Here is a 16,250-nt window from a genome sequence, read left to right on the forward strand (position 1 = left end):
GCTTCCAGCCATTCCCCTTTACAATCGCTCTTTCCAATATATTCTGCAGCTCGCGAACATTTCCAGGCCAGTCATATCGTTGGAGAGCCTCGAAAAACTGAGGATCCGCCTCAGAATAGGATTTGCCGATACGCGTGGCCAATTTTTCAATAAAATATTCCGCAAGACGGGGGATGTCGTCCCGCCGCTCCCTTAACGGCGGAAGAGTTACCGGGATAACGTTCAGCCTAAAAAACAAATCTTCCCGGAAATTCCCTTTCACGACCTCTTTGTGCAAATTTTTATTCGTGGCTGCTATGATCCTGACATCTACAGGAACGACTTTGTAGCCTCCGATTCTCACAACCTCTTTATCTTGCAGGACCCTTAAGAGCAGGACCTGCATTTCCAGTGACATTTCACCAATTTCATCCAGAAAAATCGTTCCCCCTTCGGCCAATTCGAACTTCCCCGGTGTCCCGCCGCGCCTTGCCCCGGTAAAAGCTCCATCTTCATAGCCGAATAGCTCGCTGCCCAGCAGATCCCGCGGAATTCCGCCACAGTTGATGGCTTATTTCTCCGGTCGCTTTCATTATGGATCGCCTGTGCGAAAATGTCCTTTCCTGTCCCGCTTTCCCCGGTCAACAAAACATTCGAATCGGACCTGGCCGCAGCAATGGCTTCCAGCTGAACTTTCCTGATTTTTTCATTCTGACCTATAATATCTTGAAACGTCACTTTTGCCTGATTACCGGAAAACTGATTGATCATCTGTCTTACTTTATGTAGTTCTTTTATGGTCAGCAGCTTCCCGATTTTCTTTTTATTCTGGAAAATTCCTTTTGAAGTAATCAACACACGGGCCTGCCGCTCGCTGCCGGAAATTTTCAACTTGATTTCCTGATCCATGACATTAGCCCTTGAAGCAGTGATTTCCTGAAAAAATCGATTATCAAAAACCTCACAGATATCCCTGCCTGCAAGCTCATGCTCTTTTTTACCGATAATTCGATGTAAAATTTCATTCGTTTTTAAAATTTTTCCGGCCGTATCAATGATGATCATACCTTCGGAAAGGGTATCCGTCGTCGCCTCCAGCAGACTTTTCATGACCGCATTTCCCCGCGTTTTTTCAATGATCTGCAATTGCTTTTCAATCGCTGCTGCTGTTGATACGACCATCCCCAATGTATGCGGGTGTACCTTTTCCACGGGACCGGACATATTTAAAATGCCGATGATTTCTCCTTCTGAATCATGAATGGGGGCCGCCGAACAAGTCCAAGGATGGCAAGCCTCCGTATAATGCTCGGAGGCCCACACTTGGATGGGTCCATCAATTGCGATGCATGTTCCGATGGCATTCGTCCCCATTGCCTCCTCACTCCACGATGCCCCTTCGATAAATTTTATCCTGTTCGCCAATTCGAACGTTTCCTTATCGCCCATCGACTTCATCAAGTAACCCTTTTCATCGCAAAGAATGACAAGAAACCCCGACCCTTTCACAAAGGAATAAAGATTCTCCATCAAGGGAAGCGAAATACAAATTAGCTCGTGATTAAGCTGCTGCAGCTCAGCCAATTCATCACTATCCAGAATCTTCGTTGCACTTTGGACATGCGGATTTACGCCATATTTTCTGGAGCGGAGCCATGCCTCCTGAATTTCTGTTTTTATTGACTTGTTGAGATGTCCCCGATATACAAAATCCTCCCACATTTCCCTCATCAACTTTTTGTCTATCAAGCCAGTTCACCCCAACTTTATAGAATATCTTCATTATAAATAGAATTGCGGGAAAATTGAAGCGATGTCTGTAGTAGCGTTCAAAACCCATGTTTTAACCAAAATATACGATTAAGCTTTCAAAAAAAATTACCGGCGCATCTATGGGGCACTATCTCAAGGCATAGCGCCCCAGCTTTCTTACTTCTCTTTTATAGAATATGGGACAACTCTTCCTTATATTTGAAGGAAAGCCTGGGCTTATGGCCCAGGAAAAGCAAGATTGTTTACAATTCCCCTTCATTTATGAATCACAACCTTCGTTCCGACCGGCACCTTGGAAGCCAGCTCCAAGACATCGCGGTTATACATTCTGATACAGCCGTGTGATACATTTTTCCCGATAGATGAAGGGTTATTCGTACCATGGATTCCATAGTGAGGCTTCGAAAGCCCCATCCACATCGCTCCGAACGGCCCGCCCGGATGCGGCTGTTTATTTACAATCGTATACGTTCCGGCCGGTGTCGGGGTCAGTATTTTTCCAATGGCAACAGGATAAGTTTTTACCAATTTACTCCCTTTAAAAAGCCTCAGCTTATGGGTTTTCGTCGATACATCTATCCAATACGGCATAGGATCCCTCCGTCCCTTTTTCACCATAGTATGTGAATCATTGCGGGAAGGCTTTTTAATATTAAAAAGGGGTGTATAAAAAAAGGATAAATCATCACCATAATACAGAAGGAGGCGTTTTTAAATGGACAACAACATAAATCATGGCCAGGCCCTGCTGAGAAAAGCGATTTTAACCCTGCCTTTTGTATGGGTGATCCTTTCCGTTTTCAATGATGTTTCTTTCGTACATTCCACATTGCTGGGTATCGTCCTTATGTTGATTTCATATTTTCTGGGAGATCTGATGATTTTGCCAAAAACGGGAAATACCTCTGCAACCATCAGTGATTTCGTCATTTCCTTATTGGTCATATGGGGCGGACTCAATCTGTTTGGGTATGATGAAGCATTTGGAGAATCCCTGTTAACGGCCATTATCCTGACCATCGCAGAATATTTCTTCCATTTATGGATGGAGCGGACTCAATTCAGCGGACCCAGGCACGTAAGACAATCTTAATGAATGGGCAGTGGATTTTATATGATCCGCTGCCCATTAAAGTTTAATTTTTTTAACATCCGATTCATATAATGGGAGTTAGTACAAGCTCGGGAGGAAATCGGATGTTCACTTTTTTGGAAAAAGCTGTAGTGGGGATGGCATTATTAAGATTGCTGTCCGGAGGAATCGAAATACTCGCCGCCTTCCTTATGATTCGGTTCAATGCCGTGGAAAAAGCAATTATCATCAACAGCTCCCTTGCCCTCATCGGCCCGCTGATCCTGATTCTTACAACAGCGATCGGCATTTATGGCATTGCTGACAAAGTGTCTTTTGCAAAATTCATTTGGATATTCGTGGGCGTCGGGTGTATTTTGTATGGGGTGAAAGGGAATTGATAGAGACGGTAAGAACAGTATAAAAGCCCGGGATATAATCTCCGGACTTCTCAACATTTTAACTGGGTGAATATCCTTCTCTTTTTTCGCTAATGTACGACACGTCAAAATAAGCGGGCTGCTCAATATAAGAGCGGATGAAACTTTCATCTAAACCTAATATCTTGGCTATCAGTGTTTCATTATAGTGAGTAAGCTCCATTAACTTTCGTAAAGTAAGAATATTATTTTCCATCAGAAATTCTAGCGAGCTTTTTACTTTTCCCGGTCTTATGATTTTAATTTTATCATCCAACGGCTCAGCCTTATTATAATTTTGTCTATTCATGGAAGCATAAAAATATCGATGCTGCTGATAGGTAAGATAGCCGAGCCTCCGAGCATAATACGCCATCGCAGCAATGGAAACCGACCACTTTTCCTTTAAATCAATATACGAATTGGGATTGGACAATTTTTTTATGGACATCATATCTTTTTTAAATTCTTCTTCCGGCATTAAAAAATAGGAAGCAAAATCATAAGCATCTTCTTCTTTTTCCTTATATTCCGATTTGGATAGATCGCTTAAATCCATTTTATAATGAAGAAGAAGATGCCCAAGTTCGTGAGCCAGATCCAAATTTCTCCGGACCGCAGATTTATTAAATTTCCCCAGTAAAATCATCGGCTTATCGCTTTTACTCCAAGCACTATATGCATCTACATCTGCGCCCAAGGATTTTTCAAATACAAACGCTCCATTCTTCTCCAATGCAAATAGAAGCTTTTGATTGTTCTCTCCTACTTCCAGAAATTCCCGTGCATGTTCTGCAAGATGCTTGATCATTGCTTTTCTGTCCATTTTTCCAGTATTCTCGTTTAAATATTTAATGGAATAATCGCGCAATGAAATCAAATTATTCGGAGGATACGTAATATACCCCTCAAATATGTTCAATAAGCCTTCAATGAATTCTAAATGGGCGGCCTCATATTTTGTTTTGGCGATACTATTTATTCCTTTTGATCTAAAAGCCAGCGCACCCGCGTCAAACTTAGTTTTGAAAGATTCTTTTGTGTAAAAGTATTTTGTTTTAACATTAAAAATAGCCTTCAACTTATTAACCACTTCAAGTTTCGGGCTAATATAGTTATTTTCATACTGCCACACTGATTGTTCGCTAACCCCCAGCAGATTTCCTAACTCATTTCTTGAATAACCGTGGAGTAAACGAATGTCGGTCAATTTTTCTCCGACAAACATTCAGCACCACCTCTTTTCTATGCTTCTTCTTCCGCTTCTTTATCAACAACTTTATATCCAAACTCCTCTTGTGTTCCGGAAAATTCTTCTTCTGGAACATTGACAAGTTCTTCAATGGCGCCTAGATTGATATCTGCACCTGTATTCCCCAAGTATTTCGTGAGAGAATCAACTTTAGCCATTTCTACTTGACTGCCGCTTTTATATTCTGGCATCCAAAGATCAATAGCTGACAAAATTTTTGTTTCCGGATCTATTGAATATGTAAGAATATAAAATAGGTTATAATCCTTAATATTAATATTGTCAATTGAACGGTATTCCGGAAAATCAAAAAGCTTGAGACTCCCTTGTTCATTACCTGTTATTTTTCCAAAATCGATATCTCCATTTATTTTGGATAGTTCTACAAGATAATTGTCGGAGGCCTTGGCATTCAATACTGGATTACTTTTTTTACCCTTAATAATATCGGCATTTTTAATCAAAAGAAGGCTTTTTTTCTTTGGGTCATTAAAGCTTAAATACTCCCACGTATAACCAGCTTTTTCTTTCTGAAATCCTAGACCTTTATTCTGCACTTCCCTTGCAACTTGATCTTCAATATGATTGCCTTTCACCCATGCATAAGCTGCACTTACAAGCAGTTCATCCCTTTTCTTCATTCTAACTTCGGCATAATCACTGTAACCTCTCTCAATTCCACGTACTAAGCTGATATTCAGCTCATCGTCAAACTTATAATCGGTCACTTAATTACCTCATTTCTATTATTTCCTTCTTTAACTCCAGTATACACCAATCAGAAGTATTCTTAAAGAAAACTCACAAATACTGATGTTTTTTTAAAGTAACACCCATTAGAAAAGTGCAAGCGCCTTGCCCATCGACGTACAGACTGGAGTGCCTCCGACGAGATAAAGGAAACACGGCGAGGAACGAGCCGATGTTGACTTATCGTAGGAGGAGGTGCGAAGTCTGCTAGTCGATAGGCGCTGGAGCTAGACAACAAATGGCTTTGTTCAAAATTTTAAAGCTAAAAAATCTTATGCTTTCCTACTCTGTAAAAAAGTCTGTCCCGAAAGAAACAGACTTTTTTTACAAATGAGTCACATATGCTCAACAATCTTCTCCAATTGCCTTCGCAACTCGCCAATCGGAACAAATCTCGCTTTCCTGATCGACTCTTTTCCATTAACAAACAAGAGGAGAGCAGGCACGGTAAAAATTGAATATTTTCCCGCAATCTCTGGAATTTCATCCGCATCTGCCTGCATCGAAACGATGCTCGGAAACTCTTCCAGCAACTCCTCCACCTGCGGGAGAAGCCCATGGCAAACTGAACAGTCCGGTCTTGAAATATAAAGAAGTGTCAGCTGATTCTCATTAATCATCTCATGGATTGCTTCCAAAGAGTGAACCTTTTTCACTGCGCTCAAATCCTTTACATTATTTATGTTCATTAAATTTAATCTAAACAACCTCAATTTTTCAACTGATTAAAATTTGGACTGTTCTTCACCAACACACCCCCGCTTCAATGTTCACCTTGATTTTCTCCATCGCCCCCGCCCGCCACTTTTTCACGGCGGACAATGAGACTTTCTCCTCTTCGGCGATTTCCTTCACAGACATGCCGAAGTAAAACGTATAGACGACCCACTGTTTCTGCTTTTTCGTAAGCCCGTCACAATACGAGAGCAAAGTGGCAAGCTGCAGCGGAGGCTGCTCCCGCTCATCCTTTTTTGTCTCCCAAAAGGCGTCATCAGGGTAGGCATTCCCCTCCTCTGCCTTTGACTGCCTCGTCAACTCCGTCATCATCCGGCCCTTCATATAGGAATAGGCAAACGTGCTGAATTTCCCTTTTTCCGGATCAAACCTCGCATGTGCTTCCCATAACGCAATGAGGGCAATTTGATAAAATTCGTCTTCGTTTTTGTAGATGTTCAGCGAATGCATAATATGATAAATCATCGGTCTGTACTGCTCAGCCAGCTCAGTGAAACCTTCCATTCAGGGGTCCTTCCTGGAAGCGCGCCATCCGTTTATTCCCGGGTACCTTCACCTTAAACGGAAACGCCGTTTCAAGCTAATCGCTGTTTTGGCAAAAATTCAATTTTTAACAGGACAAACTAATAAAAAGGCCTTGATTTTTGAATTTTCCCTAAGGGAAAATTCAAATTTTCAGCAATTTTTTTAAAAAGTTGACCATGATGCCGAAAAAAAGACCTATGCCTTAATACCCTCAAAATTTCCAATAAAATGATATAATTTTCAATAAATTTGCATTTTTATCGTTGACATTTACTATTTCTATTAGGATAATGGAGACAATTGACCATGATTGAATTGGGTGATGCGGATGATTAGGTAAAAAGAGGGTTGTCCGTTACGTTGTAAGATTTCGTTTTGACCATCCAAGAAACTCTTCACGATAAACTAAAAATTTATGAAAAGAGGAATCGCGGAATGGAATTAAGGGAGTTTTACATCATTAAACGATATACGTACGCGCTCATACCAATGCTTGTCGAAAATGGTTACATATTCACAAAAGTAATAGAAGGCCATTCAGTTTTCCTGGTAAAATTACGTCCGCTCCAAATCATCCGGGACAGCATGCAATATTACGGACACGATTGGGAAGGTGCCAAAAAAGCTGCAAAGTCAGTATTGGGAAGCATCCACATGCCGCCGGTAAAAATAAGCGGGAGCTTGGGGATCTACTGGTTTCCAAGTAAATCTCCCTATGCACATGATTGTGTTTGGTTTGCATTGGATCATATTCAGGACCGTTTGGCGGTCGCGCCTAAAGAAACAAAGGTCATTTTTCCGTCGGGCTACCATGTAACCGTTCCAATCAGCTTGAAACAATTCAACAGCAGAAAGCATTGGGCCCTGGAATTGAAAACAACCTTCGAAAAAAGAACTATAAAAGAAAGCTTTCAATGGCCATACATATATCAAGGGAATCTTCCGATCCTGAATGACCCCACAACTCCCTACCAATTCATCGACACCAGCAAGGAATACAACATCGATGACATTCATTAAAAATAGCAGCCGGCGGGCTGCTATTTTAATCCTGGGCATCTGTCGCCCATATTACACCGACCATTTTTTCAAATTTACTCTTTCCAATTAGGGAACTGATACGTGTTTTGGCACGCTCAATCGATCTCATAATACCACACACGATCACTAAAATATCGGATCTTCCCCTCTTGCTCAGCCTTTTCCCAACGTTTCAGACACAGTTGATCTAAAATATTTATTTCATCGGGATCGCGAGGCCTTGTTCTTATTTTCCTCCCAAGAGGCTTATTTCTTAGGATCGCACACTCCACATTGCTTTTTCTTTACTTATCCAGTCAGGTCTGAAAGATCCACCTCTTTCATGCTCTCACCCACTTTAACAATTTATCAATGATTATAACAATCATTGCAGGGGATACCAAGCAGGCAAGCCGATCCCTGCCCTTTCTATTGTCTTTCCGGGCATCCCGCAATATCCCTCATCGGATCGTACGCTGAAATATCCATTCCCACTTCCTCACCCAGTGCCAACTTTGCTGCAACCATCCCGGCATACGGTCCCATCGTCAAGCCTGAAGAACCCAATCCGTTCACAATGACCAGCCCTTTTACGGACGGGACTTCCCCAAGCAGCGGCAAGCCGTCTTTTCCAAATGGCCTGAAACCCACACGGATTTCATCAACAGTTCCGTCTGAAAGTCCTGGGGCTACAGACAACGCTTCGTCAAGCACTTCTTTTACCCCTCCGGCTGTCATGCGGTAATCAAACCCGGATCCCGTTTCCCTTGTTGCACCGGCAACTACCCGGGATTCATCGAACGAAACCAAATAATGGCTGCTTTGCGGGATGATGACCGGCCATTCGGAAGTATCCTGATCCGGCACCTGCAAATGTACTATCTGGCCCCGCTGCGGTTCCACGGATATGTCCAATCCCAAAGGTTCCAACACTTTGGTCATCCATGCTCCCGCAGCAACAATCACTGCATCACCCGAAAAAAATTGATCACCAACCTGGACTCCGGACATTCTTCCATCTTTTACCGAAAGTCTGGCCTCGCCGGATAAAAACTGAGCTCCATGCTTTTCGGCTCCCCTTTTCAGAGCGTCCCTCAGTAAAATCCCATCCACACGGGCTGCCCCGCCAATAAAAACAGCTTCCAGGCCACTTCTTAGCGGCGGAAAAAGAGCTTGCGCCTCCTCGGAAGAAAGTCTCCGCACCTCGCCGACTTCAGGACAATTCATTTTCCGCTTTCCAACTTCATACTCAATTCTCTTTAACTCCTCTTGATTATCACTAACCGCCAAAGCCCCCACCCGGGCATAGCTTACATTTCTTTCGCCGTCTTCTTCCAACATCGATACTAACTCCGGATAATAGCAAGCTCCAGCGTTGTAAAGAGCATATTTTTCGGGCCGCTCTTCCAGCCAGGGACAGACAATCCCGGCTCCCGCTTTTGTGGCCTGGCCTTCATGGCCTTGATCAACTACCGCCACCTCAACACCTTTTTTGGCCAAATGGTATGCCGCACTGGCTCCCGCAATTCCTGATCCAACTACAATCACTTTCATATGCCACACCCCTTTTATGTAAAAAAATCACTTAAGTACAGTTTATCAAAAACTCTGGCCGCAAAAGAATAAAATTACAGATTGGCTGAACAATATGAACTGGAGGTGTAGTCATGAAGCGAGATGATAACGTACGGAGTAAAAAGCGAGTTGTAACAAGCGTAAACCCTCAAGGATTGACAGAAGACATCGCCAACCAGGCGCCAAAGACGAAGCTTGAGGAGCGGGCGAAAAAGTCGAATACGAAGATTTAAACAACCACCCCCTCTAGGTGCTACTACGCAAACAATGCAGGTGTTCAGCACCTGCACTTGTTTTTGCCGGCTATAATACCTTAAATAATAGACGGAGGCGATGTTTAGCAAAAGCTGAACCTCGCCTTTTTGTAACCATATTATTCGATAGATCATTAATCAAAACAACTCCCGCTCATCCACAAACCTCTCAACAATTCCCTTTAGCTCCACTTTGGCCTTATGAAATTGTTTTTTCCTGTGGCCGTTAGCCCCTGATGGGTGCAGAAATCCGAAGAGACAGCGCTTCTTGGGTATCATCCCTTTATATACTAGGTCCATCATTACTTCCGACACAACCTTCCCCAGCGGGACCAATAAGAAATCAGTTTCAATTTCGTGTAGTTCCTTTGGAAAATGTTATACGCGTAGTGAGTCAGCAAAGCGGATTGATGGATTTTCGGAGCATGTCCTGTATAATTTTTCCCTTCTATAAACACAGGGAATTTAATGATGGATGTCGTATGAAGCAGTCTCCGGCATTCTCCAAATAACAGTCTGCTGGAGCTTAGACTAAAAGCAGTGTTTACTCCTCATTCATCCAGTATTTCTTTTAGGTTTTTTCTCATGGTACCCGTAAAACTGGCCGCCCGCTTTGATTCCAAAAGCACCTGTTCTAAGGCATCTCCCTTTTGCAGAGACAATTTTGCCTGCCGAAAAGCGGTTTCCATCTGTGTCCAGCCGGTGTAATCCCTACGATGACTATTTCCGCATGGCAATTAATGAATTCATTGTGAGGAGCGTAATACATTTCAAGCTTACCGTCTTTTTCCATGAAAAAATGTTCATTCATCAAATCCTTCTTTTCCAGCAAATCAGAATCAGGCAAACGCCGGATAAAAGGCAAAAAGCGTCTGAATTGATATAAGTCCGTTTTTATGGGAAACACCTCCTCATCAGAATAAATTCCCACTATATTAAAACAATAATACCCAGAGCTGCAGAAAGAAGGTGAACTTCATCGACCACACATTAGGCTATCTGCGCGAAGCATTGTCCAATTATGAAGATGACGGCAGATCTCGAAATTTATTCAAACTGCTATCCAATCATCATTATGAAAATGAAGAGGAATTTGTAGAGACTTTGGAAAGCGAAGAAATTCAATACCTGGATTCAATCCTTGAAACAGAAATCCGGTACGCGAAGCAGGCACAGGATGAAAAGCGGCTCAAAGAATTGAACGAAGTGCAAGAGCAGTTATTTCCATGAAAAAAGAGCAAGTCTCAAGGGGCTTGCTCTCACTTTCTCCTCTTCCGCTTTTTCTTTTTCCTTTTTACCGAAGCATTGGTTACCTTCGGAACATTAAACGTTCTTTCCCTTAAAGGAATTTCTTTAGACCGGGGTCCCATAAACATTTCGGCGAGTGGATAGAAAGTCTCAATATCATCTGGAAAAATGTCCATTTCCATATCAACAATATTTCTAGACTGCGTCTCCTGCTGACCTGACGCTTCAATTTCTTCCAGTGTCGGCAAAAAGGAAACTTTCCCTTCGGTATGGTCATATATCAAAAATAATGCTCTCAACCCAATGGCAATCATTTCTCTTAATTTTTCGGCGGGCAGCTTTTTGTAATCCCTTGCATGCAGCAACATCTGGCGGAAATGGTAGCCTGCATTTGGAAGCTCCTCGATTTGTGCAAGCATATCCCCTAATGTGTAATGGGATTCAACTTGTTTTGGATCAAGCCTGATGGAATGTTCGAAAGCACATACTGCCAGTTCAGGGCGATTCCCTTTTTGATACAAGTTTCCCAGGCGATTCCATATGTAAGCATCATCTGGATTTTCATTGAGGATTTGTAAAAGATGTTCCTCCGCATCTGTTGGATACTGGTGAGAAGTCCCGTCAAAAAGCTGGTTTTTCCCAAAGGTTATATTACGATGGGGCTCCGATCCCCCCAATAATAGAAGGGCTTGAGCAGTGACGCTTAACAAAAGCGTATTGGGAAGTTCCCAATTTCCTGCGTCATTACAGTGCTTGCAGCGAAAATATCCTGTCATCTGAATATCCTTCTGCGAATCCGGCTTTCCCTTAAAGCCTTCCATATTGACAGTCAACGTTCCAACATCATACCTTCCCTTTCTCCCGCAACTCTTACATGTCAGCATATGTTGATTTTCATCATGGATTGGAGCAAGCTGTTTTTTATTTTTAAAAATAGTATTTACATAATCCCCCGGCAACGAACTTATCGTAGGGAATTCACCCGCATCTTCGCCAGTTAGCATTTTAATAAACAGTGGGTTAATTTGTGCGTTGGCCATCTATGTCTCCCTTTCTATTAAATATAAAAATATTATAACAAACATAATGATAGCGCTTGGATAATATATTCAAATTGGCGGGTCATACCCATCCTGTCTTGGATAAAATCCCTGCTCCTGCTCTACGGGATCCGGATCATAACCTGTCACTTCTGGATCATAACTCACCACTCTTCGATCATAACCTACCATTTTCCAATCATAAGGTTGCTTTTCCGAACGCAAATAAGTGCATCAGCCGGCTCCGTACAAATCAAAAAACGACCGGCATTCACCGGTCGTCCTTCATTTTAAAAAATCCAATGTGCGATCAACACAACAATCGGCAATGTAATCGCCGTTCTCAACAAGAAGATCAAGATCAGATCCTTCAGATTGACCGGCAGTTTGGAACCGAGCAGCAGGCCGCCCATCTCCGATAAATACACAAGCTGCGTAACGGATACACAGCCGATGACAAATCGGGTCATCTCGCTTTCGATGCCGCTTCCGATGATCGCCGGCAGGAACATATCTGCAAATCCGATGATCATTGTCTGTGATGCCGCTGCAGCTTCCGGCACTTGCAAGGCTGAAAGAATTGGAATAAAAGGCATTCCCAAATATTTGAACACCGGAGTATATTCTGCGATGACCACGCCGACCGTTCCGATCGCCATCACCACCGGGATGACACCGAGCCACATTTCGATCACGTTCCTGAATCCCTCTTTTACAATGGACGAAACGTTATTATTTTTATTCGCCTGTAAAACCGCTTCGCTGATTCCCCATTTAAGCGGTGTAACATTCGCCGGAATTCCTTCTTCCACTTTCAACTCTGTATGTTCATACCCCGTATCCGGCTTTCTGGACAACGGAGGTATTCTTGGCATAATAATGGCGGCCGCCAATCCAGCGACGACAATGGTCGCATAATATTCAAGGAAATAATCTTCAAGATGCAAATATTGGTTTACCACTATAGTAAAAGTGATCGATACGACGGAAAATGTCGTTGCAATAACAGCAGCTTCACGCTTTGTGTAAAATCCGCCTTCATACTGCTTGGAAGTCAAAAGTACACCGATTGTCCCATCGCCGACCCATGAAGCAAGACAATCCAGAGAAGAACGCCCTGGAATTTTAAATACAGGACGCATGACTTTAGCCAACAAGGCACCAAATAATTCAAGCAAACCGAAGTCGAGCAGCAAAGGCAGGAAGAAGCCGGCCAATAAAAAAGTCGTGATTAAAATAGGGATCAAATCATAAACCAGCATACCGCCTGTGCTTTCGGAGCGAATCCACTCCGGCCCGATTTGATAAACAGCCATAAAAGCAAAAATTGCACCTAAAAGGCGAATAATGACCCAAGTATTGGACACATGAAAAACCGTGTGAAGAAAAGAATTTTTCATGATAAAATCCGGCTTGAACATTTTGGCAATAATAGATACCGAAACCGACAGGATCATTAACCACGCCGCAACAGGCGGGACATAATCAACCAAAAGGCCATTAATCGCATTTGCCAAAAACGCAACCGGAATTGTAACCCCTTCTTCCGTTTTCATCGGAACCATAAACAAATAAATTCCAATGAGAGACGGAATAATAAATTTCAAATAATGGACAACAGAATAGGACTTCAATGAAATGGTCTTATTCTTGGAAGCAATCTCATTAGCTGGAAGACTCATATATAATCACCTTTCGTATAAAAACCTATGCCAGGATAACTTTTAAAAATCCACACTAATGAATTATTATGCATCATTCGTTATGGTTTGTCCAGGGTGAATTGCTATTTTGGTATAAGAAAAGCACAAGTGCCTTGATTAGCGCGGGCAAACAAGACGATTCCCGAGGGGGGCTGCTCTTCAGCCACCACAGGGAAGCGGCTTGACCCTTGCCGGGCTAGGCGCTGGAGCTGGACAAAAAATCCATCTTTCTCCCTTTAGCTTAGGGCCCATCTTTCCCGCATATCCAGCAATTCGTAGATGGTATGATAGAAAATAAAAGTTGCTATACATCTCCGGATTAGTTTTCATACCCGCACACCCTACCCTACATATAGCTATCAAAAATTTCTTTCAAATGTTAATGTTTATATAGATTCATCATTTCGGATGAAAAAGCCACTATGAAACGGGGGTATTCATTTTGAAACGGGTATTGGCCATTACTACTGTTTCCGTAGGTGTATTGCTTTTATCCGGATATGGAGGATACCAGTATTTAGTGAATAAGCATGAGAAAGAAAATCTTGAGGTTAAGGAAAAAGCTGACGCAGCAGGTATCACGGAAGAGGAATTCATTGAACAAACGCAGCAAATTGAAGGAATAAGCTACAAGGTTGATCTTGATGAAAACTCCACTCAAGAAGAAGTCATTGATGTGATGCACAAAATGACGCATCAGAAAGTGAGGGCGGAGCAGAAGTGGGGTGCGATTCCAATGATCCCTGAAACTATCAACGACGTTTACGAAATCGTTTCCAAAAGCAGCTTTGAAAGAAAAGAAAGCCTTCTTGAAATCTTGGAAAGATGGAAAAACGGGGACTTTTCCAAAGCTGACGAAGACCACAACTATTTTTGGACCTACCAAGGCGGTACGGTCGGCAAAGCATATGGGATTATGTCTAAAAATGAAGAAGCGGAATTTATCAAAAATAACTTTAAAGAAATGCAGGATAGCTAAAATAAAATAAGTCTTCTTTATATATAGAGAGGAGCTGACTGCAGGCATGGTACGCCAATTTTTTTCTTACTATAGACCGCACCGAAGATTATTTATCGTGGATTTTGTCAGTGCGGTAATCGTTGCAATTCTCGAATTGGCCTTCCCCATTGCGGTGCAAGGGTTTATTGACAAACTCCTTCCAAGCGGCAACTGGACGATGATTGTGACAGTAAGCGTCTTACTGTTGATCGTTTACCTGTTAAGTACCTTTTTGCAATATATCGTAGGGTATCTGGGCCATAAATTGGGCATCAATATTGAAACCGATATGCGGCAAGAGCTTTTTTACCATGTTCAAAAGCAGTCCTTTCGATTTTTTGATAATACAAAGACCGGGAATATTATGAGTCGGATCAGCAACGACCTCTTTGAAATCGGAGAGCTTGCCCACCATGGCCCGGAAGATTTTTTCATTGCCATTATGACTTTTGTGGGTACTTTTTTGATCATGTTTTCAATCAACGTGAAGCTTGCCCTGGTCACGATTTTTATCGTGCCGTTCCTTGTTTGGATCATCACCTTTTGCAATGTCCGCATGAATAAAGCATGGGGACAGATGTATACGAAGATCGCCGATATCAATGCGCGGGTAGAGGACAGTGTTGCCGGCGCCAGGGTCGTCCAATCATTCACAAATGAAAATTTTGAGCAAAAGCGCTTTGACAAGGACAACAGAAACTTCCGTAAGGCAAAATTGGACGCCTATAAAGTGATGGCCTACACCACTTCCAGCATTTATATGATGACGCGATTTGTAACACTCGTCGTTTTAGTGTTTGGCGCCTGGCTGACCTTCCAACAAGAATTATCATATGGTGAATTAGTCAGTTTTGTTTTGTATGTCAATGTACTGATGAAACCTGTTGACAAAATCAGCGCATTAATGGAGTTGTATCCCCGTGGAATGGCAGGTTTCAAACGATTTCTCGACTTGATCGCCCAGCAGCCGGATGTTCAGGACAAGGATAATGCTATCGACGCGCCTGCTTTTCAAGGAAATATCCAGTTTGATGATGTCCACTTTCAATATGATCCGGAGCAGCCAGTTCTGCAAGGCATTGATTTGTCCATTAAAGCGGGGGAGACCGTTGCCTTCGTCGGACCATCAGGCGCAGGAAAATCGACGATTTGTTCACTGATCCCCCGTTTTTATGATGTGAATCACGGGAAAATAACAATCGACCATTTGGATATACGCGATGTAACAAAGCGTTCTCTTCGATCACAAATCGGCATTGTCCAACAGGATGTATTTCTATTTACGGGAACCATCCGGGACAATATTGCCTATGGAAACTTAAACGCAACCGAAGAGGAAATACGTGAAGCGGCGAGACGGGCCCATTTGGAATCATTTATTCATACCTTGCCACAAGGGTATGAAACTGAAGTTGGCGAAAGGGGATTGAAGCTGTCTGGAGGGCAGAAGCAGCGAATCGCCATCGCTCGGACATTTTTAAAAAATCCGCCCATCTTGATTTTGGACGAGGCCACCTCTGCCCTTGATACAGAATCGGAGAAAATTATCCAAAACGCGCTGAATGAGCTGGCCAAAAACCGAACAACATTAATTATCGCACACCGTTTGGCCACCATTCGCAATGCGGACAGAATTGTCGTTGTCACCGAAAACGGCATTGCCGAGCAGGGCAGCTATGAGGAATTGTTGGAGCTTGATGGTACATTTGCCAAGCTCCATCATATTCAATATGAGCGAGTATAATCTATTGTCCGAAATCGAATACAAGCATTTGATAAAACAAAATCCGGCAGAGATGAACGACTCGTTCTCTCTGCCGGATTTTATATAAAAAGGGGGTAATTGAATTTTAAAATTGGCAAAACATTATTCCGCCTTGTCATGCCGTTCAAGGCTTATATGAA

The 16,250-nt window shown here is 42.6% G+C and carries 16 protein-coding genes and 1 pseudogene; 7 read left to right on the top strand and 10 right to left on the bottom strand.

All coding sequences use genetic code 11. The annotated features are described in order from the left end of the window. Positions 1 to 21: 21 nt before the first annotated feature. Together FS666_RS07320 and FS666_RS07325 are read right to left on the bottom strand one after the other, a co-directional pair. A pseudogene (locus FS666_RS07320) lies at positions 22 to 1,710 on the bottom strand (sigma 54-interacting transcriptional regulator); the annotation flags it as partial. Positions 1,711 to 2,007: 297 nt separating this feature from the next. Beyond that, positions 2,008 to 2,343, bottom strand: coding sequence for a L,D-transpeptidase (locus FS666_RS07325; RefSeq protein ID WP_120072021.1), 336 nt, complete (start codon positions 2,341 to 2,343; stop codon positions 2,008 to 2,010). Positions 2,344 to 2,467: 124 nt separating this feature from the next. Here FS666_RS07325 and FS666_RS07330 point away from each other — a divergent pair, with 124 nt between their 5' ends. Both FS666_RS07330 and FS666_RS07335 read left to right on the top strand, forming a co-directional pair. Next, entirely contained in the window at positions 2,468 to 2,845 is a 378-nt protein-coding gene (locus tag FS666_RS07330) for a DUF2512 family protein (RefSeq protein ID WP_120072019.1), read from the top strand. Between the two features lie 104 nt (positions 2,846 to 2,949). Further along, positions 2,950 to 3,225, top strand: a complete 276-nt coding sequence (locus FS666_RS07335; RefSeq protein ID WP_120072017.1) for a YqhV family protein — start codon at positions 2,950 to 2,952, stop codon at positions 3,223 to 3,225. Between the two features lie 58 nt (positions 3,226 to 3,283). Here the strand turns inward: FS666_RS07335 and FS666_RS07340 are convergent, their stop codons facing one another. The 4 genes from FS666_RS07340 to FS666_RS07355 form a co-directional block, all read right to left on the bottom strand. Next, a complete protein-coding gene (locus tag FS666_RS07340; RefSeq protein WP_144461200.1) occupies positions 3,284 to 4,471 on the bottom strand; it encodes a spr1629 family repressor/antitoxin in 1,188 nt (395 codons plus the stop codon). A 17-nt stretch (positions 4,472 to 4,488) separates the two neighbouring features. Further along, positions 4,489 to 5,223, bottom strand: coding sequence for a spr1630 family ClpXP-sensitive toxin (locus FS666_RS07345; protein WP_144461201.1), 735 nt, complete (start codon positions 5,221 to 5,223; stop codon positions 4,489 to 4,491). A 357-nt stretch (positions 5,224 to 5,580) separates the two neighbouring features. Then, on the bottom strand, positions 5,581 to 5,901 hold the full coding sequence (locus FS666_RS07350) for a thioredoxin family protein (protein ID WP_144461202.1): 321 nt from the start codon (positions 5,899 to 5,901) through the stop codon (positions 5,581 to 5,583). 88 nt (positions 5,902 to 5,989) lie between these two features. After that, positions 5,990 to 6,484: a sigma-70 family RNA polymerase sigma factor gene (locus FS666_RS07355; protein ID WP_144461203.1), complete on the bottom strand. Its 495-nt coding sequence runs from the start codon at positions 6,482 to 6,484 to the stop codon at positions 5,990 to 5,992. A 456-nt stretch (positions 6,485 to 6,940) separates the two neighbouring features. Here FS666_RS07355 and FS666_RS07360 point away from each other — a divergent pair, with 456 nt between their 5' ends. Continuing rightward, positions 6,941 to 7,525 carry a competence protein ComK gene (locus tag FS666_RS07360; protein ID WP_144461204.1) on the top strand — a complete coding sequence of 195 codons (585 nt, stop codon included), beginning with the start codon at positions 6,941 to 6,943 and terminating at the stop codon, positions 7,523 to 7,525. 429 nt (positions 7,526 to 7,954) lie between these two features. Here FS666_RS07360 and FS666_RS07365 read toward each other — a convergent pair whose 3' ends face one another. Continuing rightward, a complete protein-coding gene (locus FS666_RS07365; RefSeq protein ID WP_120072001.1) occupies positions 7,955 to 9,079 on the bottom strand; it encodes an NAD(P)/FAD-dependent oxidoreductase in 1,125 nt (374 codons plus the stop codon). 113 nt (positions 9,080 to 9,192) lie between these two features. Here FS666_RS07365 and sspL point away from each other — a divergent pair, with 113 nt between their 5' ends. After that, the gene (sspL, locus tag FS666_RS07370) at positions 9,193 to 9,333 is read left to right on the top strand and encodes a small, acid-soluble spore protein L (RefSeq protein WP_120071999.1); all 141 of its coding nucleotides are present in this window, start codon (positions 9,193 to 9,195) and stop codon (positions 9,331 to 9,333) included. 655 nt (positions 9,334 to 9,988) lie between these two features. Here the strand turns inward: sspL and FS666_RS20240 are convergent. Beyond that, positions 9,989 to 10,165: a hypothetical protein gene (locus FS666_RS20240; RefSeq protein WP_244943867.1), complete on the bottom strand. Its 177-nt coding sequence runs from the start codon at positions 10,163 to 10,165 to the stop codon at positions 9,989 to 9,991. Positions 10,166 to 10,332: 167 nt separating this feature from the next. On the opposite strand from FS666_RS20240, the gene FS666_RS07380 reads away from it, so the two are divergent. Continuing rightward, entirely contained in the window at positions 10,333 to 10,584 is a 252-nt protein-coding gene (locus FS666_RS07380; protein ID WP_144461227.1) for a sporulation protein, read from the top strand. A gap of 29 nt (positions 10,585 to 10,613) precedes the next feature. Here the strand turns inward: FS666_RS07380 and FS666_RS07385 are convergent, their stop codons facing one another. Together FS666_RS07385 and FS666_RS07390 are read right to left on the bottom strand one after the other, a co-directional pair. Continuing rightward, positions 10,614 to 11,642, bottom strand: coding sequence for a tetratricopeptide repeat protein (locus FS666_RS07385; protein ID WP_144461205.1), 1,029 nt, complete (start codon positions 11,640 to 11,642; stop codon positions 10,614 to 10,616). Between the two features lie 290 nt (positions 11,643 to 11,932). Continuing rightward, a complete protein-coding gene (locus tag FS666_RS07390) occupies positions 11,933 to 13,324 on the bottom strand; it encodes a YjiH family protein (protein ID WP_144461206.1) in 1,392 nt (463 codons plus the stop codon). A gap of 463 nt (positions 13,325 to 13,787) precedes the next feature. Here FS666_RS07390 and FS666_RS07395 point away from each other — a divergent pair, with 463 nt between their 5' ends. Then, positions 13,788 to 14,324 (top strand): DUF6241 domain-containing protein, encoded by a 537-nt coding sequence (locus FS666_RS07395; protein ID WP_120071976.1) that lies wholly within the window; start codon positions 13,788 to 13,790, stop codon positions 14,322 to 14,324. Positions 14,325 to 14,370: 46 nt separating this feature from the next. After that, entirely contained in the window at positions 14,371 to 16,089 is a 1,719-nt protein-coding gene (locus FS666_RS07400; protein ID WP_120071974.1) for an ABC transporter ATP-binding protein, read from the top strand. Positions 16,090 to 16,250: the final 161 nt, after the last annotated feature.

This window comes from Siminovitchia fortis, assembly GCF_007681465.1.
In the GTDB taxonomy this organism is placed as follows: Bacteria; Bacillota; Bacilli; order Bacillales; family Bacillaceae_C; genus Siminovitchia; species Siminovitchia fortis.